The following is a 22,429-nucleotide window of genomic DNA, read 5'->3' as shown; positions in this document are numbered from 1 at the left end:
ACAGTGGTGGGCGGGGGCTCGCTCACGGGTTCGCCCGATGGGCGATCCGGCCCGCGACGACGGTGAACTCGACCGGCAGGTCGGGGAGTTCCTCGGCCGGCACGGCGAGGGGATCGCCCAGGAACACGGTGAGGTCGGCCTGGAAACCCTCGCGGACCCGGCCCGCGATCGACTCCTCGCCGGCTCCGCGCGCGGCCCACGCCGTGTAGCCGGCGAGCGCCTGGTGCGCGGTGAGCGCCTGGTCCGCGCCGACCGGCGCGCGGTCGTGCTCGGCGACGGGCCGGCGGAGGCGGGCGCCGGCCATCACCACGCGCGGGTCGTACGCGGCGACGGGCCAGTCCGAGCCGAGGGCGACCCGGCCGCCCGCGCGCACGATGTCGGCGCAGCGCCAGCCGTGGCCGCAGCGGTCGGCACCGAGCCGCGTCGACCAGTTGTCGGTGTGGTCGGGCAGCGTCCAGTCCTGGTGCGTCGGTTGCATGGAGGCGACGACGTCGAGCTCGGCGAACCGGCTGATGTCGTTGTCCGCCAACAGTTCCGCGTGTTCAATGCGGTGCCGGCCGCGCGCCGGGCGGCCGACGGCCTGGTAGGTGTCCAGGGCGTTGGTGACCGCGCGGTCGCCGATGGCGTGGGTGAAACAGGGCAGCCCGAGGTCGACGACCTTGCGGACGGCGTCCCGGTACCGGTGCACGTCCGTCCACATCGGACGGGTGCCGTCGCCAGCGCAGTCCGGGTGTCCCAGCCAGGCCGAGCCGCCGTCGATGGTGCCGTCGAGGAAGAACTTGACCGCGCCGGTTCGCCAGCGGGCGCGGTCCCGCGTGCGCAGGGACCGGACCGCGTCGAGCGTGTCGTCCACCCGGTCCGGGAACGTCCACGGCGCCAACAGGACCCGCAGCGGCAGCCGGTCCTGCTGCTCGAGCGCGTCGAGGACGGCCTCGGTGCCGGGCCAGTGGTCGGGCACGTGGATGCCGGTGATGCCGCGTGCGGCCTGGTCGGCGAACAGGTCGGCGGCCAGCCGGGCGATGTCCTCGGTGGTCGGCGGCGGGACCGCGGCATAGCCGTGCAGCACGGCCGAGGTCTCGTGCAGCAGCCCGGTCGGCACGCCGTCCTCGTCGACGACGATCTCGGACCGGTCGCCGAACCGCATCGGCCCGGTGATGCCGGCCAGGCGCAGCCCCCTGGTGCTCATCAGGGCGTTGTGGCAGTCGGCGAACCACAGGAACGCGGGCCGCCCCGCGACGGCGTCGTCGATGAACGCGCGGGGCCGGTCGTGCCCGGCCAGTGCCCCGTACTCGACGCCGTTGACGATCACCCACGCGTCGCTCGCCAGTCCGCCGGCCACGCGCGCCAGCAGCTCGCCGAGTCCGTCCGGGGTGGTGAGCCCGGCGGCGCTCGCGCCCTGGCCGGTGGTGATGCCGTGCAGGGGGTGCTGGTGGGAGTCGACGAGCCCAGGGGTGACGACGAGGCCGGTGCCGTCGATCACCTCGGTGCGGCGGTCGACGTGCGGCCGCACGTCCTCGCCGTCGCCGACCGCCACGATCCGGCCCTGCCGGACCGCGACGGCGCTGGCGCTCGGCCGCGTCGGGTCCATCGTGTGGATCAGGGCGTCCCGGATCACCAGGTCGGCGGCGGTCATCGGGCGGCTCCGTCCTGTCGGGTGGCGAACGCGTCGCTCAGCCGAACCTTGTCCTGTGGTCGGGCGACGATCAGGTACCCCACGCCGACCACGACGAGCCCGATCGACACCAGCGGCGCCGCCCAGATCTGGTACCAGGGCGCGCCGACGGGCGCGAGAATCGCGCGGGGCCAGGCGATGTTCACGAACTCGAACGCCAGCCAGACCACGGCGAGCAGGTTGATCACCGTGCCGGCCCTGCCAAGGCGCACGTGCCCGCTCGGCACCCAGGTCCCGCGCAGCCTGCCGACCAGCGCCGCGACGGCGATCAGCAGGAAGACCAGGTAGATCCCGGCCGTCCCGAACGCGATCAGGCTGCCGATGGCCGCGCTGTTCAGGGCGAGCAGCAGGCCGGCGCAGCCGACGGCGGCCACCGCAACGGTCGCGCCGATCGGCACGTGCCTGCGGCTGACGGTCGACAGCAGCCGCGAGCCGGGCAGCACGCCGTCGCGGGCGATCGAGTAGACGCTGCGGGCGCCCGCACCCTGCGCGGCAAGGCCGCAGGCGACGAACGCCACCAGCACCACGACGATGAACGGCTTGGCCGCCCAGCCGCCGAACGAGCTGACCACGGCGGTGGACACCGGGTCCACGTCCTGGCCGGAGACGATCGCGGCCGGGTTCGGGTGGGCGAGCACGGTGGCGAACGCGTTGAGGATCACCAGCGCGCCGACGCTGAGCAGGGCCCACCAGATGGTCCTCGGCACGTGCCGCGCGGCGTTGCGGGTCTCCTCCGAGGTGGCGACGCACGCGTCGAAGCCGATGAACGCCCATCCGCCGACGGCCATGGCGGTGAGCAGCGCGGCCATCGTCGAGCCGCCCGAGCTCTGCTCGGCGCCCATGGTGGTGGTGAGGATGGACAGCGGTTGCGTGCGGAACACCAGCAGCAGCGCGAGCCCGACCGCGACCGAGGCGATGGCCTCGGCGACGATGCCGACGTTGACCGCGCGGCGCAGCACGTCGATGCCGAGCGTGTTGACCAGCGAGCACAGGATGACGAAGCCGGCGGCGACGGCAACCAGGAGGTTCGGGGTCGGCGCGATCCCGAACAGGCCGAGCACCCAGGGGGCGGCCAGGTAGCTGATGGTGGTGTTGGCGACCAGCGCCGAGCACAGCGAGAGCCACCCGGCCAGCCAGGCGTAGGACGGGCCGACCAGCCTGCGGGTCCACTGGTAGGCGCCGCCGGAGACCGGGAACTGCGAGGCCAGTTCGGAGTAGACGGTCAGCAGCAGGCACTGGCCGACCAGGCAGATCGGCAGCGCCCACACCCAGGCGGGGCCGGCCACCGTCGTGCCGACCAGCACCACCGCGTAGAGGCCGACCACCGGGGAGATGGTGGCGAAGCCGATGCCGATGTTGGAGAAGGCGCTCAGCCGTCTGCTCAGGCGCTGCTCGTAGCCGAGCTCCCGCAGTCGCGCGTCGTCGGCCGCCTCGCCGGTGCGGACGCCCTCGACCGGGGCGGTTCCGCTGGTGTGTTCGTCGATCACGGCACGACCTTCCGTGGTGCTCGCGCCACCTGCGGGTCAGATGGCTGAGACGTGGATCACTGAATGGGGGGACGGTAGGTCCGGGTGCCCGGCCCGGTCGATCGACGCGGTGTTGAACTTTTCCCGCGCGGTGGACACTGCGTCCATGTCGTTCACCGTGGATGCCCTGCTCGCCGTCCGGGAACTGCGCCTGAGGCTCGTCGCGAGCGCCGGCGGCACCGGCCGGGTGATCGAGGCCGCGCACGTGTCGGAGCTGGCGCGGCCGGGCGAGTGGCTGCGCGGCGGCGAGCTGCTGATGACGACCGGGCTGGTGCTGCCGGTGGACCAGCGGTCCTGCCGCGAGTTCGTCCAGGACGTCGTCGACGGCGGCGCGGCTGCCCTGGCGCTCGGCGTCGGCCACGGTCAGCCCTACCAACGGCCGCCGGAGGAACTGGTGGCCGCGGCCGAGGCGGCCGGGCTGCCGCTGCTGGTCGTGCCGGACGAGGTGCCGTTCATCGCCGTCACCAAGGCGGTGTTCGCCGCGCTGGCCGCGCAGGAACGGCGCGCCCTCGAGCACACGATCGACGTGCAGCGCAGGCTGACCGTCGCGGCGGCCTCCGGCGGCGACCTGGACACGATCCTCACGGTGTGGCTGGACGCGACCGGGCGGGCCGCCGTGGTGACCGACCTGCTCGGCAGGCCGCTGGCCTCGGTCGGCCCGTCGGCGCAGGCCCTGCTCGCCGCGGGCCGCACGGTGCTGGCCGAGGTCACCGCCCAAGGGCTGCTCGGCAGCGCCTCGGTGGACGTCGACGGGCTGACGGTGGGTGTGCAGCCGATCGGCGCAAGGCGGCTGCGCGGGCACGCCCTGGTCGCCCGACCCGCCCAACCGAGGCTCGGCGCCCTGGACGCCGCGCTGGTGTCGCTGCTGACGCTGGAACTGGAGCGTCGCCACCTCGCCGACGAGCCGCGCAGGCGGACCAGGGCGGAGGCGATGACCCGGCTGCTTGCCGGGATGCCCGACGACCGGGCCGAGCCGATGCTCAGGGCGCTCGGCGTTGCCACGCCGAGGATGCGCGGCCTCGCCGTGCTGACCGGGCCCGGTGAGGCCGCGGAGCTGTCGGCCGATCTCGCCCTCGTCCTGCCCGGCGGGCTCGTCCGGCACTCCGGCGACACCGTCGAGGCGCTGATCGCCGACGAGGTTGACGTGTTCGCGCTGCTCGACCGGTTCGCGCCAGGTCGCGCCGCCGGCATCGGCGCCGCGCTGCGGCCGGGCGCGGCGGCGGTGACCCTGCGGCAGGCCAGGGCGCTGCTCGCCACCAGCGCCAGGCTCGGGCGCCCGGCGGAGGCGGCCGAGCACAGCACCAGCAGGCTGCTGCTCACCCTCGGCCCGCCCGAGCTGCTGGCCGCGTTCGCCGACACCGTGCTGGCGCCGATCGACGCGGTCGACCCGCGCGGCGACCTCGTCACCACGCTGCGGGCCTGGCTGGACGCCAACGCAGCGTGGGACGTCACCGCCAGCAGGCTCGGCGTCCACCGGCACACCGTGCGCAACCGCATCGACCGGATCGAGCAGCTCACCGGCCGGACCCTGGCGGCCGCGTCCGCCAGGTACGAGCTGTGGCTGGCGTTGGAGGCGCGGGACGCGCTGGCGCACACCGCCACGCCGCAGCCGTTGATGACTGACCGGTAGCCCGCGCCGCCGGGCGCGCCGGACTGTACGTCCCGGCCAGGTCGATGCATGAAGTTGGCCGTGGTGTCGATCGACCCGATGATCGCGCCGAACGTAGGTTGCCGACACGGCCGCGGTTGCGTGCCGTCCCGGCGCGGCCGGTGCGCGGCGAGGGGAGACGGGTCCGCCATGGATCTTCCGGAAGTCGATGTGGCGATCGTGGGGGCCGGGTTCGCCGGCCTGACGGCCGCGCGCGATCTCGGCGAGGCCGGGCGCACGGTGTGCGTGCTGGAGGCGCGCGACCGGATCGGCGGCCGCACCTGGTACCGGACCGACCTGTTCGACGGGATCGGGCTGGAGATGGGCGGCACCTGGATCGTCCCAGAGCAGGCCTTCGTCTCCGCCGAGGTGCGCAGGTACGGCATCGCGGTCGCCGACAGCGAGCTGCCGCACCGGATGACCTGGTCGGACCAAGGCAAGGTGCTGGAGTCGCTGATGCCCGTGCCGCCCGCCGAACTCGGCGACCTCGAGCACGCCGTGCGCGCCCTGGTGGCCGCGGGCGCGCGGCTCGACGTCGACCGCCCGCTGTCCGAACAGGACCTCGTCGACCTGGACGTGCCGATCCGGCAGTGGGCCCGCGACGCCGGGTTGCGCGGGAACGCCCGCGAGCTGCTGATCTCCTGGTTCTGCGGCTGCGGCAACGCCTCGGCGGAGACCGGGTCGGCGCTGGACATCCTGCGGTGGCTCGCCGCGATGGGCAACTCCGTGTGGGGCATGGTCCGGGCCAGCGTGCTCGGGCAGACCTTCGTCGACGGGACCGCGTCCCTGGCCACCGCGCTGGCCGAGGACGGCGGCGCGGAGATCCGCCTGTCCACCCCGGTGCGGTCGGTGCGCCAGGAGGCCGACCGGGTCGTCGTCGGGCACGACGGCGGGGCGGTCGCGGCGCGGCGGGTGCTGGTCACCGTGCCGATCGGCGTGCTGCGGCACGTCGACTTCCAGCCGGCGCTGTCCCCGGCGAAGCTCGCCGTCTCCACGGAGAACCACGCGGGGCAGGGCCAGAAGGTCTGGGCGATCGCCCGCAACGTCCCGCACGACCTGAGCGGCTACGGCTGGGGCACCGCGTTCGACTATGTCGGCGCGATGGGCACGCGGCCCGACGGCGTGCTGCTGGTGTGCTTCGCGCCGGAACACGACCGCGTGGACGGAACCGACCGCGTCGCCGTGCAGTGCGCGGTGCGCGAGTTCGCGCCGGACGCCGAGGTCGTGGCCACCGCGACCCACCAGTGGGTGGACGACGAGTGGTCGCGCGGCACGTGGACGACGTTCCGCGCGGGGCAGATCTCCCGCTACGAGAAGGATCTCGGCGCCAGAGAAGGTCGAGTGCACTTCGCCGGCGCGCACACCGCCCGCCGCTGGCCCGGCTTCATCGACGGGGCGATCGACAGCGGCCGACGCGCCGCCGCGGAACTGCTGGAGGTGCTGTGATGCCGGCGACTCCGGTCGGCCCGGCCGACGCCACCAGGATTCCGCGCTACGCGGGCGACGGCACGTTCGCCCGGCTGCCCCGGCTCACCGACCTCCCAGACGCCGACGTCCTGGTGTGGGGCGTGCCCTTCGACACCGGGGCGAGCTACCGGCCGGGCGCCCGGTTCGGCCCGAACCACGTGCGGCAGAGCTCGCGGTTGCTGCGGCCGTACAACCCGGCCCTCGACGTGGAGCCGTTCACGGCGCGCCAGGTCGCCGACGCTGGCGACGTCGGGGTCAACCCGTTCGACCTCGGCGCGGCGGTCGCCACGATCGAGGAGGCGGCGGGCGCGCTGTGCGGGACGCGGCGCAGGCTGATCGCCATCGGCGGCGACCACACGATCGCGCTGCCGCTGTTGCGGGTGCAGCACGAACGGCACGGGCCGATCGCCGTCCTGCACTTCGACGCTCACCTGGACACCTGGGACACCTACTTCGGCGCCGCCTACACGCACGGCACGCCCTTCCGCCGGGCCAGCGAGGAGGGACTCGTCGACCTGGACCACTCCGTGCACGTCGGCATCCGCGGCCCGCTGTACTCGCGGCTGGACCTGACCGAGAGCGAGAAACTCGGGTTCACCGCGGTGCACGCCCGTGACTTCGCCCGCCAGCCGATCGACGACATCGTCAACCGGGTGCGCGCCAGGCTCGGCGACCGGCCCGTGTACGTGTCGATCGACATCGACGTGCTCGACCCGGGTTTCGCGCCGGGCACGGGCACCCCGGAGGCGGGCGGTCTGTCCAGCCGCGAACTGCTCGAGGTGCTGCGCGGCCTGGCCGGTCTCAACGTGGTCGGCGCCGACGTCGTGGAGGTCGCGCCCGCCTACGACCACGCCGAGATCACCGGCATCGCCGCCGCCCACGTGATCTACGAGTTGCTGTGCGTGCTTCCCGAGGAGGACAGGTGACCGAGCTCGACACCGTGCGCAACGTCGTCGGCGGCGCGGCGCGCGACCCCCTCGACGGGCGGACCACCGAACTCGTCGACCCGTGCACCGGCGAGGTGTTCGGATCCGCGCCGCTGTCCGCGCCCGCCGACGTGGACGCCGCCTACACCGCCGCGGCCGGGGCGTTCGAGGTGTGGCGCGACACCACGCCGGGGCAACGCCAGTCGGCCCTGCTGCGGTGCGCCGACGCGCTGGAGCAGCGCGCGGACGAGTTCGTCGCCGCCGAGTGCCGCAACACCGGCAAGCCGACCGAGGTCACCCGCTCCGACGAGGTGCTGGCCGCCGTGGACACCCTGCGGTTCTTCGCGGGCGCCGCGCGGCTGCTGCCCGGTGTCGGCGCCACCGAGTACACGCCGGGCCACACCTCCTACGTGCGGCGGGAACCGGTCGGCGTGGTCGGCCAGGTCGCGCCGTGGAACTACCCGCTGCTGATGGCGATGTGGAAGATCGCGCCCGCGCTCGCGGCGGGCAACACGGTCGTGCTCAAGCCGGGCGACAGCACCCCGGTGACCGCCGCGATGTTCGGCGAGCTCGCCGCGGAGTTCCTGCCGCTCGGCGTGCTGAACATCGTGTGCGGGGACCGGGACACCGGCCGCGCGGTCGTGTCGCACCCGGCCGCGGCGATGGTCTCGATCACCGGATCCACCAGGGCAGGCGCGGAGGTCGCTGGCGCCGCCGCCGGGCGGGTCGCCCGCACCCACCTGGAGCTCGGCGGCAACGCGCCCGCCGTCGTGTTCGCCGACGCCGACCTCGACGCCGCCGCGTCGGGCATCGTCGCGGCCGGCTACTTCAACGCCGGCCAGGACTGCACCGCCGCGTCCAGGGTCCTGGTCGACCACCGGGTGCGCGAGGAGTTCACCGAACGCCTAGCCGAGCGCGCCCGCACCGTCCGCACCGGACCAACCTCCGACGCGAACGCCGACTACGGGCCGCTCAACAACGCCGACCAGTTCGCTCGCGTTAAGTCCATTGTGGACGGACTGCCGAGCCACGCGCGGATCGTCGCAGGCGGGAACCGCGTCGGCGAGCGCGGCTACTTCCTCGCGCCGACCGTGGTGGCCGGCGTGCGGCAGGACGACGCCGTGGTGCAGCAGGAGAACTTCGCGCCGCTGCTGACCGTGCAGGGCTTCGCCGACGAGGCCGAGGCGCTGCGGCTGGCCTGCGGCGTCGACCAGGGCCTGGCCGCCAGCGTCTGGACCGGCGACCACGGGCGCGCGCTGCGCCTGGCCGCCAGGCTGGACTTCGGCTGTGTCTGGATCAACACGCACATGGTGCTCGTCCCCGAGATGCCGCACGGCGGGTTCAAACAATCGGGCTACGGCAAGGACCTCTCCCAGTACAGCCTCGAGGACTACACCCGCGTCAAGCACGTCATGCACAGGCACTGAAACCCGTCTGGAGGCACCCGACATGACCGAAGTGCCCTACTGGGTGGCCGGCAAGCCGTCGACGAGCGCGACCACGCTCGACGTGCGCCACCCCGGCGACGACCGGCTCGTCGCCACCACCAGCCTCGCCACCGCCCCTGCCGTCGAGGCCGCGGTCTCCTCGGCGGCGCTCGCCCGCGAGGAGACCGCCGCGCTCCCGGCCCACGTGCGGGCCGCCGCGCTGACCCACGTGAGCACCCAGCTCACCGCGCGGGGCGAGGAGCTGGCCCACCTGATCACCGGCGAGAACGGCAAGCCGATCCGTTGGGCCAGAACCGAAGTGGCCAGGGCGGCGTCCACTTTCCGTTGGGCGGCCGAGGAGTCCCGCCGCTGGGCGGGCGACCTGCACCGGCTGGACACCGACGCGGCCGGCGCCGGCAGGCTGGCCCTCACCCGGCGCGTGCCGCGCGGCCCGGTGCTTGGCATCACCCCGTTCAACTTCCCGCTGAACCTGGTGGCGCACAAGGTCGCGCCCGCGATCGCGGTCGGTGCGCCGATCGTGCTCAAGCCGGCGCCGGCGACCCCGCTGTCGGCGCTCGCGCTCGGCGAGATCCTCGCCGAGACCGACCTCCCCGCTGGATCGTGGTCGATCCTGCCCACCTCCAACGAGGTGGCCGCCGAACTCGTCCGCGACCCCCGGCTGCCGGTGGTCAGCTTCACCGGGTCCGCCGAGGTCGGCTGGGGCATCCGCGACGCGGTGCCGCGCAAGCACATCGTCCTCGAGTTGGGCGGCAACGCCGCCGCCGTGATCTGCGCCGACTACACCGCCGACGCAGACCTGGCGTCGGCGGCCGCCCGCATCGCCACCTTCGGCATGGGCCAGGCCGGCCAGTCGTGCATCGCCGTGCAGCGCGTCCTCGTGCCCCGGTCGCACTACGGGGTGTTCGTCGACCTCCTGGTGGCCGAGGTGGAACGACTGGGCGTCGGGGATCCCTTCGACGCGGCGACCGAGGTCGGCCCGCTCATCGACGTCGCGGCGGCGCGGCGCGTCGAGCAGTGGGTGGGGGAGGCCGTCGCGGCGGGCGCGGTCGTGCGGACCGGCGCCCGGCGTGTCGGCGACACCGTCGCGCCGACGGTGCTCACCGACGTCCCGCACACTGCGAAGGTGTACCGGGAGGAGGTGTTCGGCCCGGTGGTCACCGTCGACCCGGTCGACTCCTTCGACGAGGCGATGACCGCGGTCAACGACTCCCGCTTCGGCTTGCAGGCAGGGGTGTTCACCCGGGACCTGCGGCTGGCGTTCCTGGCGCACGCGCGCCTTGAAGTCGGCGCGGTGATCGTCGGCGACGTGCCGTCGTTCCGCGCCGACCAGCTGCCCTACGGCGGGGTCAAGGACTCCGGCATCGGGCGGGAGGGAGTGCGCTCGGCCATGCACGACCTCACCGACGACCGGGTGCTCGTGCTCACCGGGGTCGACCTGTGAGCCACTCCGTTCACCCGGTGGGCTCGCGGTTGTAGAGCCTCCTCGCCCACAGGTAGCCGCCGAGGGTGATCGCGGCGCACCACCCGACGGCGAGGATCGCGCTGTCGCCGATCGGGGTGCCCGTCAGCAGCCCGCGCAGGGTCTCGATGAACGGGGTGAACGGCTGGTACTCGGCGAACCACCTCAGCCAGGCCGGCATCGAGTCCGTCGGGACCAGCCCGCTGCCCACCATCGGCAGGATCATCAGCGGCATCGGCAGGTTGCTCGCGGTGGCCACGTTGTCGGTGACCATCGCCAGCGCGACACACAACCACGTCACCGCGAAGGTGATCATCGCGAGCACGCCGACCACACCGAGCCACCCGCCGAGGTCCGCGGTTGGCTCGAAGCCGATCAGCAGCGCGACGCCGGTGACGAAGGAGATGCTCAGCATGGTCTGGATCAGGCTGCCGAGCACGTGACCGGTGAGCACCGAGACCCTGGCGATGGCCATGGTCCGGAACCTGGTCACCACGCCAGTGGTCAGGTCGGTGGCCACCGAGATCGCCGTGCTCTGGGCCGAGGTGGCCACGGTCATCAGGACGATGCCGGGAACTACGTAGTTCACGTAGGCGGCCCGGCCGCCCGCCGACCCGCCGAGGCTGCCGCCGAGGCCGCTGCCAATGGCGCCGCCGAGAACGTAGACGAACAGCAGCAGGAAGATCGCCGGGACCCCTGCGGCCGTCAGGATGAGCACCGGATAGCGCAGCATGTGCCGCAACTGGCGGCGCAGCATGGTGGCCGAGTCGGTGACGGCGTGGGTGACAGTGCTCATCGGGCGGGCTCCTGTTCGGCGACTGAGCTGCTGACCGACTTGCCGAGTGGCGTGCCGACGGGGTTTCCCGTCAGGGCGAAGAAGACGTCGTCGAGATCGGGGGTGTGGACCCTGAGTTCCTCCACGGCGAGCGAGGCGCGGTCGAGCCGGTCCAGCAGCGCGCGCAACGACCGGACATCACCCTGGCCGGCGACCTGGAGGGTGAACGCCGCATCGTTGCGGGACACCACCTCCAGGACCCCGGCCGCGTGCTCGTAGCCGCGCTGGTCGGCGAACCGGAGAGTGATGTGGCCGCCGCCGACCTGCCGCTTGAGCTCCTCCGGCGTGCCCGTGGCGACCAGCTTTCCCTGGTACAGCACCGCGATCCGGTCGGCGAGCTGGTCGGCCTCGTCCAGGTACTGGGTGGTGAGCAAGATCGTGACGCCCTCGTCGGCCACCAGCCCCCGAATGATCTCCCACATGGTTCGGCGGCTGCGCGGGTCCAGCCCGGTGGTCGGCTCGTCGAGGAAGATCACCCGTGGCCGGCCGACGAGCGTCATCGCCAGGTCGAGGCGGCGGAGCATCCCGCCGGAGTACGTCGACGCCGGCTTCCCGGCCGCGTCCACCAACTCGAACCGCTCGAGCAGCTCGGCGACGCACCGCCGCCTTTCCTTGCGGGGCAAGCGGTTCAGGTCGGCCATCAGCAGCAGGTTCTCCGCGCCGGTGAGCAGGTGGTCCACCGCGGAGAACTGGCCGGTGACGCCGATCGCGGCACGGACCGCGTCCGGCTCCCTGGCCACGTCGTGGCCGGCGACCCGCAGGTCCCCAGCGTCGGCGCGGATGAGCGTGGACAGGAGCCGGACCATGGTGGTCTTGCCGGAGCCGTTCGGGCCGAGCAACGCGAAGACGGATCCCGCAGGGATGTCGAGGTCGATGCCGTCGAGCACCACGTGGTCGCCGTAGGCCTTGCGTACCGCGGTCGCCGCGACCGCGGGTTGACGGTGGTTGGCAGTCATGGGGTGCACGCTGTCCTGCCGCGCTGACCGGGGTCTGAGAACGGGCTGACGGCAGGCGTCAGAGCGAGCGGAGCCGGTCGAGCGCCTCGGCTCGCGGCAGGCCAGCGCCCCGGTCGAACGCCCGCGTGTAGGCCGGTTCGCCGAGCCGTGCGGTGAGGTCGTCGATCAGCGCGCGCAGCTCGGGGTCGCCCCGGTCGAACGCCCCGCGAACGACCTGGCTCATGCCGAGCGCCGTCGCCGCCCCGGCCGCGTCCCCCTCCAGGGCCAGCAACCTGGCCAGCAGTTCCGCGGCCGGCGCCGCCAGCTGCCGCGCGGCCAATCCCGTCGTCACCACCTGGGGCAGCAGCTCCCTCGCCGACGCGGCCGCGGTGTCGAGCCGAACGGCCAGCCGGACCGGGGCGACGAGTATCGCGGCGGTCAGCTCGGCGCCGGGCAGCCCGCGCACGAGCGCCTCCAGGTGGGCGAGCGTCCGCTCGGCGCGGTCGGGCTCGCCGGCGCGGCGGTGCAGGTCGGCCAGGCCGACCAGCGCCTCGATCCGCAGGTGCGGTTGGCCGCGCTCGACCGCCTGCCGCAGCGCGGTGTCCAGCTCGCGCCGCGCCCCGACCGGGTTGCTCGCGCGCAGCCGCCGCGCCCCAAGCCGGGCCCGGTAGGAGATCTCCTCCGCCGAGCCGATCTCGGCCGCGAGCGTGACGCACCGCGCCAGGGCGGCCGTCGCCTCGTCGTGGTCCCCCCGAACGCCGTGGTCGCGCGCCACCTCGGCCAGGACGAACGCCAGGGCGATCCGGTCGCCCGCCTCCTCGCAGGCGCGCAGCGCCCGCGTCCGCTCCGCCGCCGCGCCCGGCCAGTCGCCCTGCTCGTCCAGGACGAACGCCCGCAACCAGCCCGCGGCCGCCGCCACCCACCGGTCGGGATGGTCGTCGGCGTCGCGCAGCAGCCGCTCGGCCAGCTCCCGGTGGCCGTAGAGGTAGGCCGTTGGGACGGTCAGGATCAGCAACATCGGGTGGCGTCGCAGCGCGCCGGTGCTGACGCAGTCCTCGATGATCGACCGCACCTGCTCCGCGTCGGCGGCGGTCGCCTCGTCCCCGCCAAGCCGGTGCATCGCGGTGAGGGCGGCCCGGCTGTGGTCGGGCAGGGCGTCGCCGAAACCGAGCACCTCGGCCACGAACCCGGTTGCGCGGGCGTCGAAGCGCAGCGTCTGCCAGTACCACAGCAGCGAGCTGACCAGCCGCGCCGACGCGTCCGCGGCGCCATCGCCGACGGCCCTGCGCAGCGCGGACACCAGGTTGTCGTACTCGGCGTCGAACCACCGTGTCGAGGCGAGCTGTTCCCCGGACCGCAGGCGCGGCTCGTGTTCCTCGGCCAACGCCAGGAAATAGCGCACGAACCGGTCGGCGACGGGTCGCTGATCGCCCAGCCGCTCGCTCGCGTACGCGCGAATGGTCTCCAGCATCCGATACCGCTGCCCGTCCCACTGCACCAGGGACTTCTCCACCAGGGAGCCGAGCACGTAGACGATGTCGTCGGCGGCCAGCAGCCCGTCCGCGCAGACGGCCTCCATGGCGGGAGCCGTCGCCCCGCCGGGAAAGACCGACAGCCGCCCGGCCAACACCCGTTCCTGCTCGGTGAGCAGCTCCCAGCTCCACTCGACCACCGCGAGCAGCGTCCGGTGCCGGGGCAGCGCGACCCGGCTGCCCGAGGTGAGCAGCCGAAACCGATCGTCGAGGCGGTGCGCGATCTGCTCGACGGTCATCGAGCGCAGCCGGGCGGCGGCCAGCTCAAGGGCCAGCGGCAGCCCGTCCAGCCGTCGGCAGAGCTGGACGACCGGGCCCACCGTCGACTCGTCCAGCGCGAAGCCGGGCCGCACGGCCCTGGCCCGATCGACGAACAGCCGCACCGCAGCCGAGTCGCCCGCCGTGGCGGTCCCCGACGGCAGTTCCAGCGGACCGAGCCGGCACAGCGCCTCGCCGGTGATCGCCAGCGGTTCCCGGCTGGTGGCCAGGACTGTCAGGCGCGGCAACCGTTCCAGCAGCCGGTCGGCGAACTCGGCTGCGGCGTTCACCAGGTGCTCGCAGTTGTCCAGCACCAGCACCGCCGCCTCGGGGCCGATCAGCTCAACCAGCTGGTCGAGCGCCCCCTGCCGTCCCCCGGCCGGCTGCACCCCGGCGGCGCTGAGCACCCCGAGCACCGCCCCGCCGACCTCACTTGCCACCCCGGCCAGCTCCGCCGCGCCCACCAGGGGCGGCGTGTCCTGCCGACCCCTCGGCACCGCCACGCCGGCCAGCGGCACGAACCACACCCGGCCCTGGTCCCGGGCCGGGTGCCGGGTCGCCGCCTCGATGGCCAGCCGGGTCTTGCCGACGCCACCCGGCCCGACGACCGTCACCAGCCGGGCGGCCGCGAGCTGCCCGGCGAGCAGCCCCAGCTCCGCATCCCGCCCGGTGAAGCTGGTGCGCTGCGCCGGCACCCTCCCCGGCACGAGCTTCGGGCGGGTCACCGGCTGGTCGAGTTCGCTGCGCAACATGGCGAGGTGGACCCGCCGCAGCTCGGGCCCCGGATCGACCCCGAGCTGCTCGGCGAGCGCGCCGCGCGCCTCCTCGTACGCGGCCAGCGCCTCCGACTGCTGCCCGGCCGCGTGCAGCGCGCGGATCCGCAGCGCGGCCAGCCGCTCGCGCAGCGGATGCGCCCCGGTCGCCGCCGCCAGCTCGGCCAGCACCTCGTCGTGCCGGCCCAGGCGCAGCGCGGCCTCGACGCGGTCCTCCACGGCCGCCAGCCGCAGCTCCGCGAGCCGCGCGGCCGCCGCACGCACGAACGGGACGTCCGGCAGGTCGCCCAGGGCCGCGCCCGTCCACAGGCCCAGCGCCGCGTCGAGGCTGGCGAGGGCGGCGGCGGGCCGGTCCTCGGCCAGTTCCCGGCGGCCCCGCGCGGCCAGCTCCTCGAACCGAGGCGCGTCCACCTCCGCCGCGAGCCGGTAGCCCCCGCTCGTCAGCTCCACCGCGGCGGCGCCGACGATCCTGCGCAACCGCGACACCAGCGCCTGCAAGGTGTTGGCCGCGTCGGCGAGCGGGTCCGCGCCCCACAGGTCGTCGATCAGCACCTCGGCGGGCACCAACCGGCCGTGCGCCAGCGCCAGCCTGGCCAGCAGGAGACGAACCCTGGCACCGGACATAGCGACCGGCGATCCGTCGGCGTCGGCCCGAACCGGCCCGAGCACCGCCACCCGAATCCCGTCGCTCACCCGACCATTGTCACCGGCTCGCACACCGGGCCGTGCAGACCCCGGCCGGTGGCGCGGGCTCGCGGCTCACCAGTCGAGCGGCAGCCCCGCGTAGTTCTCCGCCAGCCCCCTCGCCCCGGCCTGGCTCGTCGCCACCCAACGCAGTTGGGACAGCTGGAGTTCGGCGTCGAACGGGTCGCCGTTGTGGTGCAGCATGGTGGTCATCCACCAGGAGAAGTGGGTGCTCCGCCAGACCCGGCGCAGCGCGGTCGCCGAGTAGGCGTCGGCGAGGGCGCCGTCCTTCCTGAGCAGCAGCGCGGCGAGCGCGGGGGCGAGCAGCGCCACGTCGGCCATGGCCAGGTTCAGGCCCTTGGCGCCGGTCGGCGGGACGATGTGCGCCGCGTCCCCGGCGAGGAAGAGCCTGCCGTACCGCATCGGGCTCTGCACGAAGCTGCGCATCGGCAGCACCGACTTCTCCCTGATCGGCCCGGGGTTCAGCGTCCAGCCGTCCTGGCCGTGGCCGAGCCTGGCGGCCAACGCGGTCCAGATCCGGTCGTCGGACCAGTCCTCGACGCGCTCACCCTGCGGCACCTGGAGGTAGAGCCTGCTCACCGTCGGCGACCGCATGGAGTGCAGCGCGAAGCCGTCCGGGTGCCAGGCGTAGATCAGCTCGTCGGTCGACGGCGCGACGTCGGCGAGCACGCCGAGCCAGGCGTAGGGGTAGGTCCGTTCCCACGTCCGCCTGGCGGCCTCGGGCACGGCGTGCCGGCTCGGGCCGAAGGATCCGTCGCAGCCGACCACGGCCTCGGCGTCGATCCGTTGCGCGACCCCGTCGGCGTCGACACAGGTGACGTACGGCCGATCGGTGTCGACGTCGTGCACCTCGGTGTCGGTGACCTCGTAGACGAGCTGCTGCCCGGCCCGCTCGCGGGCGGCGACCAGGTCCTTGGTCACCTCCGTCTGCCCGTAGACCCAGACGCCGCGACCGACGAGCTCGACGAAGTCGAGCCGATGCCGCTCGCCCGGCCACTGGAGGTGGATGCCCCGGTGCCGCAGGCCCTCCTCGGTCAGCCGCTGCCCGAGGCCGTGCGCGGTAAGGAGTTCGACCGAGGAGTGCTCCAGGATCCCGGCCCGGACGCGGCCGAGGACGTGCGCCCGCGACCGGGTCTCCACCACCACCGACTCGATGTCGTGGGCGGCGAGCAGGTGGGACAGCAGCAGGCCAGACGGACCCGCGCCGACGATCGCGACCTGAGTGCGCATGCCGCCATCGAACGCCCAACGGCCCCCGCGCTCCAGCCGGCTGTTTCACTGAGCGGAATCGCGGGCCAGCGTCCGCCGGATGCCCTGCGCGGCCACCTCGAGGGCGGCCACCAGCCGGGCCCTGTCGCGCTTGAGACTGGCGACGACGATGCCCAGCGCCGCGACCACCTGGTTCGACGGATCGTGGATCGGGACCGCCACCGAGCACGCGCCGAGGCTCATCTCCTCGTAGGTCTGGGCGTATCCCTCCTGCCGGACCCTGGCGAGCTGTTGGCGCAGCCTGCCCGGCGCGGTGACCGTGTAGGGCGTGACCCGGTCGAGGGCGGACAGCACCGCGAACAGGACGTCCTCCGGGGCATGGGCGAGCAGCACCTTGCCGACCCCGGTGGCGTGCATCGGCAGCCGGGTGCCGACCTGGCTGACGATCGGCACCGAGGCGTGCCCGGACAACCGGTCGAGGTAGAGCACCTTCGTGCCCTCGCGGACGGCCAGGTGCACCGTGGCGAGCGTCGCGCCGTAGATGTCGTGCAGGAACGGCGAGGCGATCTCCCGCAGGCCGGACCGGGCAGGGGCGAGCAGCCCGAGATCCCAGAGCCTGCGGCCCACCACGTAGCGGCCGTCCTCGCGCCGGGCCAGCGCGCCCCACGACACCAGCTCGGCGAGCAGCCGGTGCGCGGTCGGCAGCGGCAGGTCGGCCCGCCTGGCGATGTCGCTCAGCCGCAGCGCCCGGTGGTCGGAGTCGAACGCGTCCAGCAGCGCCAGCACCCGCGCCGTGACGCTGACGCCGGGGTTCGCGGAGTTCCCTGCCATGACCGCACCTTTCGCTCAGCGGAAGGATAAGGTCGCCGACCCCGGTGCTGTCCACTTGACTGTCTCCCGTGCCGGCCGACCCGGTGGGCGCGGCGGCTTCAAGGAGGGGACCAGCCATGGTCGAGCGTTCCGCGACAGCAGGCGTCGGGACGGCCTCGTCCGACGCGGCGGCGGCGACACAGGCCGAGATCAGCGCGGAGATGGCTACACAGGCCGAGATCAGCGCGGAAATGGCCGCGATCGAGCGGGACTCCCGGCCCGACGAGCCGCAGCCTCGGCTGGCCTATCCGCCCTACCGCAGCAGCATCCTCCGGCATCCGACCATGGCCCCGCACCGCGTCGACCCGGAGGCCGTCGAACTCCTCGCCCCGGTGTTCGGGGACCGGGACGTCGACCCGCTGGACGCGGACCTGACGGTCCAGCACGACGGCCAGCCGATCGGGGAACGGATCGTGGTCACCGGCCGGGTGCTCGACGGCGACGGCCGCCCGGTGGCCGGTCAGCTGGTGGAGATCTGGCAGGCCAACGCGGCCGGCCGTTACCGCCACCAGCGGGACCAGCACGCGGCCCCGCTCGACCCGAACTTCACCGGGACGGGACGCTGCCTCACCGGACCCGACGGCGGCTACCGGTTCACCACGATCAAGCCTGGGCCCTACCCGTGGCTCAACCACCACAACGCCTGGCGGCCCGCGCATCTGCACTTCTCCTTGTTTGGCACGGCCTTCACCCAACGTCTGATCACCCAGCTGTACTTTCCAGGCGACCCGCTGTTCGCCCTCGATCCGATCTACCGGTCCATCACCGACCAGCGGGCGCGGGACCGGCTCGTGGCGGCCTACGACCACGACGTGACCCGACACCAGTGGTGCACCGGCTACCGCTGGGACATCGTGCTCACCGGGACCGGTCGCACCTGGACCGAACAGGGTGCGCACCCGTGACCGGCGCGCCCCTCGCCGCGACACCCGGCCAGACCATCGGCCCGTTCTTCGGCGACGCCCTGCCCTACGACGGCGGCGAACACCTGGTGCCGTCGGACCACCCCGACGCCGTCCGGCTGACCGGACGGGTCCTCGACGGCGACGGCGAGCCGGTGCCGGACGCGCTGCTGGAGATCTGGCAGGCCGACGGGCTCGGACGGCTCGCCCGACACCCCGGTTCGCTGCGCCGCGACGGCCACACCTTCACGGGCTGGGGCCGCGCCGCGACCGACGGCACCGGCCGCTACGGGTTCACCACCGTGCCGCCGGGGCCGACCGTCGAGGGCAGGCCGCCATTCATCGCGATGACGGTGTTCGCGCGCGGCCTGCTGGACCGGTTGTTCACCCGCGTCTACCTGCCGGGCCGCGAGGACTACGCCGCCGACCCGCTGCTCGCCGCGCTGCCCGAGAACCGGCGGCACACACTGATCGCCGTGCCGCAGGACTCCGGGCTGTGCTTCGACCTCCGCCTCCAGGGCGAGGACGAGACGGTCTTCCTCAGTTACCGGGAGCGGTCCAGGTGACCGACATCTTCTGTCCCGGCGACGAGCGCGCCGAGGGCGTCCTGGACAACGCGGCGCTGCTCGCCGCGCTGGTCGCCGTCGAGGCCGCGTGGTTGGCCGGCACGGTCGACGCGGGCCTCGCCCCGCCGACCGCCGCCGACGACCTCGCCGACCTGGTCGACCCGGTCGGGGACGTCGAACTCGTCGCCGCCGGGGCCGAGGCCGGCGGCAACCCCGTGATCCCGCTGGTCGACCTGCTCCGCGCGCGGGTGGCCGACCGCAGCCCGGACACCGCGCGCTGGCTGCATCGCGGCCTGACCAGCCAGGATACCATGGACACCGCCCTGATGCTCTGCCTGCGGGACGCGGCGGACCGGGTGCTCGCGGACCTGCGCCGTCAGGTCGCCGCGTTGGCAGGGCTGGCCGAGCGGCACCGGTCCACTGCGCAGGCCGGCCGAACCCTCACCCAGCACGCGGTGCCGACCACGTTCGGGCGCACCGCCGCAGGCTGGCTGACCGGCGTGCTCGACGCCGCCGACGACCTGGCGCTCGCGCGGGACGCGCTGCCGGCCCAGGTCGGCGGCGCGGCCGGCACGCTGGCCGCGCCCGCCGAACTGGCCAGGCTCGCCGGCGCGGCGGATCCCGCCGGCACGGCGATGGTCCTGGCCGGTGACCTGGCCGCCCGGCTCCGGCTGCGTGCTGTCGCGCCCTGGCACGCCAACCGCCGCCCGGTGACCAGGATCGGTGATGTCCTGGTGGCCTGCTGCGACGCGTGGGGCAGGCTGGCCAACGACGTGCTCGTCAGGACCCGCCCCGAACTGGGCGAGCTGGGCGAGGCGGCGGCCACGGGTCGGGGCCGGTCGTCCACGATGCCGCAGAAGCGGAACCCCGTGCTGTCCGTGCTGATCCGCCGCGCGGCGCTGACCGCGCCCCTGCTAGGTGCCCAACTGCACACGGCGGCCGCCGCCGCCGTCGACGAACGCCCCGACGGCTCCTGGCACGCCGAATGGGCCGCGTTGCGCACGCTCGCCCGCACTACCGTCGTGGCCGCATCCCAGACCGCCGAGCTGCTAGATGGCCTCGTGGTGCGGCCGGACCGGATGCGGGCCACGGTCGAGGCCGCGCTGCCGGACCTGCTGGCGGAGCAGCGCTCGATCGCGTCGCTGCGCGGAGGAGCAGGGGTGAATGGAGACGCGGGGATGCACGGAGACGCGGGGGAGCCGGGGACCACCACGGCCGCCGGCTACCTCGGCGCGAACCACCTGCTCATCGACGCAGCACTCGACCGCGCCAACCGGCTCCTGGCGGACGGCCCGTGAGTGAGCCAGACCCGACGGCGGCAGAACGCTGTGCCAGCAAGGAGGTCGCGTGAACGCCGAACCCCAGCTCGCGCTGGGGTGCCGTCGCGACCCGCTTCGCCGAGGTTTTCCGTGTCGTGTCGTGGGATTTGCACGCTGTGCCAGGAAGGAGGTCGCGTGAACGCTGAACCCCGACTCGCGTTGGTTGATCTCGGAGGCGGTATTCGGTCGGATCGTCCGTTGCTCGTGCTCGGTCCGTCGCTCGGCACTACCGCGCGCGGCCTCTGGGGTGTCGCCGCGACTCGCCTTGCGGAGGTTTTCCGTGTCGTGGGATTTGCACGCTGTGTCAGCAAGGAGGTCGCGTGAACGCTGAACTCCAACTCGCGTTGGTTGACCTCGGTGGCGGTACTCGGCCAGGCCGTCCGCTGCTCGTGCTCGGTCCGTCGCTCGGCACCACCGCGCACAGCCTCTGGGGCGCCGCCGCGACCCGCCTCGCCGAGGATTTCCGTGTCGTGGCCTGGGATCTGCCAGGACACGGCGCGGGCGAACCCGCGACGGACTTCGACCTGGCCGGCCTGGCGCGGGCCGTACTCACGGCCGTCGCAGGCTGGGCCGACGGCCCCTTTCACTACGCGGGCGACTCGATCGGCGGGGCCGTCGGGCTGCGGATCCTGCTCGACGCGCCCGACCTGATCACCTCGGCGACCCTGCTGTGCACCGGGGCCCGCATCGGCGAGCCGGGCGCCTGGCGCGACCGCGCGGCCGCGGTTCGAGCTGGCGGCACCGAGGTGCTGCTGGCGGACGCCCCCGGCCGGTGGTTCGGGCCGGGCTTCGCCGAACGCGAGGCGCGCACCGCCGAGACGCTGCTGCGGGACCTGCGCGACACCGACGCGGCGAGCTACGCGGCGGCGTGCGAGGCCCTGGCCGCGTTCGACGTCCGCGACCGGTTGCACGAGATCGCCGCGCCCGTCCTCGCCGTCGCGGGCGACGCCGACATCGTGACCACCACCGCGGTCCTGCGGCACCTCGCCGACGGCGTCCGGCACGGCAGGCTGGTCGTGCTGCCCGGCGTCGCGCACCTCGCGCCGGCCGAGCGGCCGGAGCTGGTGGCCGAGCTGGTGGCGGGCAACGCGGCGGTGTCCAGCACGGCCGAGACGACCGCGCAGGTCCGCGCGGTCGGCATGCGGGTGCGCCGCGAGGTGCTCGGCGACGCGCACGTGGACCGCGCCTCGGCGGGCGCGACGGAGTTCACTGCCGACTTCCAACAGCTGATCACCCAGTACGCCTGGGGAGGCATCTGGGCCAGGCCGGGCCTCGACCGCCGCAGCCGCTCCATCATCACGCTGACCGCGCTCGTCGCCAGGGGCCACCACGAGGAGCTGGCCATGCACCTGCGCGCGGCGCGGCGCAATGGGCTCAGCAACGACGAGATCAAGGAACTCCTGCTCCAGACCGCGATCTACTGCGGTGTGCCCGACGCCAACGCCGCGTTCCGGGTCGCCCAACAGGTCCTGGCCGAGTTCGCCGATCAGGACCTCGGCGCGGAGAAACCCTTACCCACCAACGAAGAGGAGGAGTCGTCGAGTGGCTGACATCGTGTCCATGGCCGAGGCGGTGGCCGAGCTGGTCCGCGACGGTGACACCGTCGCGTTGGAGGGATTCACGCACCTGATCCCGATGGCCGCGGGCCGGGAGATCATCCGGCAGGGCAGGCGGGACCTCACCCTGGTCCGGATGACCCCGGACCTTGTGTACGACCAGCTGATCGGCGCCGGATGTGCCAGCAAACTGGTCTTCTCCTGGGGCGGCAACCCAGGAGTCGGTTCGCTGCACCGGTTTCGGGACGCGGTCGAGCACGGGTGGCCCGCGCCGCTGGCCCTGGAGGAACACAGCCACGCCGGCATGGCGAACCGCTACGTCGCCGGCGCTGCCGGGCTGCCGTTCGCGGTGTTGCGCGGCTACGCGGGCACGGACCTGGCCACCGTCACGTCGACCATCAAACAGATCACCTGCCCCTTCACCGGCGAGCACCTGGCGGCGGTGCCCGCGCTCAACCCGGACGTCACGGTCATCCACGCCCAGCGCGCGGACCGGGCCGGCAACGTCCAGCTGTGGGGGTTGGTCGGCGTGCAGAAGGAGGCGGTGCTGGCCGCGCGGCGAACCCTGGTGACCGTCGAGGAGATCGTGGACGAGCTGACGCCCATGCCCGACGCGATGGTGTTGCCGTCGTGGGTGGTGACGGCGGTGGCCGAGGTGCCCGGCGGCGCCCACCCGTCGTACGCGCAGGGCTATTCCGAGCGGGACAACGAGTTCTACGCCGCCTGGGACGCCATCGCCCGGCACCGCGACTCGTTCCAGCGCTGGGTGCGGGAGGTGGTGTTCGCGTGACCGGCACCGATGTCCCGCCGACCGACCCCGTTC

At 73.8% G+C, this 22,429-nt stretch carries 17 protein-coding genes; 10 read left to right on the top strand and 7 right to left on the bottom strand.

The features are described from left to right. Nucleotides 1–22: 22 nt before the first annotated feature. Together F0L68_RS12170 and F0L68_RS12165 are read right to left on the bottom strand one after the other, a co-directional pair. Nucleotides 23–1,633, bottom strand: coding sequence for an amidohydrolase (locus F0L68_RS12170; protein ID WP_149849627.1), 1,611 nt, complete (start codon nucleotides 1,631–1,633; stop codon nucleotides 23–25). Continuing rightward, nucleotides 1,630–3,159 (bottom strand): APC family permease, encoded by a 1,530-nt coding sequence (locus tag F0L68_RS12165; protein WP_149849626.1) that lies wholly within the window; start codon nucleotides 3,157–3,159, stop codon nucleotides 1,630–1,632. The genes F0L68_RS12170 and F0L68_RS12165 overlap by 4 nt, the downstream gene beginning before the upstream one ends. 145 nt (nucleotides 3,160–3,304) lie before the next feature. On the opposite strand from F0L68_RS12165, the gene F0L68_RS12160 reads away from it, so the two are divergent. The 5 genes from F0L68_RS12160 to F0L68_RS12140 all read left to right on the top strand — a co-directional run bounded on the left by F0L68_RS12160 (nucleotide 3,305) and on the right by F0L68_RS12140 (nucleotide 10,128). Then, on the top strand, nucleotides 3,305–4,828 hold the full coding sequence (locus F0L68_RS12160) for a PucR family transcriptional regulator (RefSeq protein ID WP_149849625.1): 1,524 nt from the start codon (nucleotides 3,305–3,307) through the stop codon (nucleotides 4,826–4,828). Nucleotides 4,829–4,996: 168 nt separating this feature from the next. Continuing rightward, the gene (locus F0L68_RS12155; protein WP_149849624.1) at nucleotides 4,997–6,292 is read left to right on the top strand and encodes a flavin monoamine oxidase family protein; all 1,296 of its coding nucleotides are present in this window, start codon (nucleotides 4,997–4,999) and stop codon (nucleotides 6,290–6,292) included. After that, nucleotides 6,292–7,239, top strand: coding sequence for an agmatinase (speB, locus tag F0L68_RS12150; protein ID WP_149849623.1), 948 nt, complete (start codon nucleotides 6,292–6,294; stop codon nucleotides 7,237–7,239). Before F0L68_RS12155 ends, speB begins: the two co-directional genes overlap by 1 nt. Further along, nucleotides 7,236–8,666: an aminobutyraldehyde dehydrogenase gene (locus F0L68_RS12145; protein ID WP_149849622.1), complete on the top strand. Its 1,431-nt coding sequence runs from the start codon at nucleotides 7,236–7,238 to the stop codon at nucleotides 8,664–8,666. The genes speB and F0L68_RS12145 overlap by 4 nt, the downstream gene beginning before the upstream one ends. Nucleotides 8,667–8,688: 22 nt before the next feature. Further along, nucleotides 8,689–10,128, top strand: coding sequence for an aldehyde dehydrogenase family protein (locus F0L68_RS12140; protein WP_149849621.1), 1,440 nt, complete (start codon nucleotides 8,689–8,691; stop codon nucleotides 10,126–10,128). Between the two features lie 10 nt (nucleotides 10,129–10,138). On the opposite strand, the gene F0L68_RS12135 is transcribed toward F0L68_RS12140, so the two are convergent. The 5 genes from F0L68_RS12135 to F0L68_RS12115 all read right to left on the bottom strand — a co-directional run bounded on the left by F0L68_RS12135 (nucleotide 10,139) and on the right by F0L68_RS12115 (nucleotide 17,224). Beyond that, a complete protein-coding gene (locus F0L68_RS12135; protein ID WP_149849620.1) occupies nucleotides 10,139–10,942 on the bottom strand; it encodes an ABC transporter permease in 804 nt (267 codons plus the stop codon). After that, nucleotides 10,939–11,937, bottom strand: coding sequence for an ATP-binding cassette domain-containing protein (locus F0L68_RS12130; RefSeq protein ID WP_149849619.1), 999 nt, complete (start codon nucleotides 11,935–11,937; stop codon nucleotides 10,939–10,941). Before F0L68_RS12130 ends, F0L68_RS12135 begins: the two co-directional genes overlap by 4 nt. Nucleotides 11,938–11,995: 58 nt before the next feature. Beyond that, nucleotides 11,996–15,172: an ATP-binding protein gene (locus F0L68_RS12125; protein ID WP_223198721.1), complete on the bottom strand. Its 3,177-nt coding sequence runs from the start codon at nucleotides 15,170–15,172 to the stop codon at nucleotides 11,996–11,998. A gap of 66 nt (nucleotides 15,173–15,238) precedes the next feature. Further along, nucleotides 15,239–16,414: a 4-hydroxybenzoate 3-monooxygenase gene (locus F0L68_RS12120; protein ID WP_149849618.1), complete on the bottom strand. Its 1,176-nt coding sequence runs from the start codon at nucleotides 16,412–16,414 to the stop codon at nucleotides 15,239–15,241. 45 nt (nucleotides 16,415–16,459) lie between these two features. Further along, the gene (locus F0L68_RS12115; RefSeq protein ID WP_149849617.1) at nucleotides 16,460–17,224 is read right to left on the bottom strand and encodes an IclR family transcriptional regulator; all 765 of its coding nucleotides are present in this window, start codon (nucleotides 17,222–17,224) and stop codon (nucleotides 16,460–16,462) included. Nucleotides 17,225–17,424: 200 nt separating this feature from the next. Here F0L68_RS12115 and pcaH point away from each other — a divergent pair, with 200 nt between their 5' ends. From pcaH to F0L68_RS12085, 5 genes are all read left to right on the top strand, one after another. Then, nucleotides 17,425–18,168, top strand: coding sequence for a protocatechuate 3,4-dioxygenase subunit beta (gene pcaH, locus F0L68_RS12110; RefSeq protein WP_438672277.1), 744 nt, complete (start codon nucleotides 17,425–17,427; stop codon nucleotides 18,166–18,168). Continuing rightward, complete coding sequence (gene pcaG, locus F0L68_RS12105) at nucleotides 18,165–18,731, top strand: protocatechuate 3,4-dioxygenase subunit alpha (protein WP_149849615.1); 567 nt, start codon at nucleotides 18,165–18,167, stop codon at nucleotides 18,729–18,731. Before pcaH ends, pcaG begins: the two co-directional genes overlap by 4 nt. Beyond that, nucleotides 18,728–20,029: a lyase family protein gene (locus F0L68_RS12100; protein ID WP_149849614.1), complete on the top strand. Its 1,302-nt coding sequence runs from the start codon at nucleotides 18,728–18,730 to the stop codon at nucleotides 20,027–20,029. The genes pcaG and F0L68_RS12100 overlap by 4 nt, the downstream gene beginning before the upstream one ends. 341 nt (nucleotides 20,030–20,370) lie before the next feature. Next, complete coding sequence (gene pcaDC / locus F0L68_RS45510) at nucleotides 20,371–21,600, top strand: bifunctional 3-oxoadipate enol-lactonase/4-carboxymuconolactone decarboxylase PcaDC (protein ID WP_438672275.1); 1,230 nt, start codon at nucleotides 20,371–20,373, stop codon at nucleotides 21,598–21,600. A 10-nt stretch (nucleotides 21,601–21,610) separates the two neighbouring features. Then, nucleotides 21,611–22,396 carry a CoA transferase subunit A gene (locus F0L68_RS12085; protein WP_438672276.1) on the top strand — a complete coding sequence of 262 codons (786 nt, stop codon included), beginning with the start codon at nucleotides 21,611–21,613 and terminating at the stop codon, nucleotides 22,394–22,396. The last annotated feature ends 33 nt before the right edge of the window (nucleotides 22,397–22,429 follow it).

This window comes from Solihabitans fulvus, from assembly GCF_008386585.1.
Taxonomy (GTDB): domain Bacteria; phylum Actinomycetota; class Actinomycetes; order Mycobacteriales; family Pseudonocardiaceae; genus Solihabitans; species Solihabitans fulvus.
Note: the sequence above shows the minus strand (reverse complement) of the source record. Positions and strands in the feature narration are given on the sequence as shown.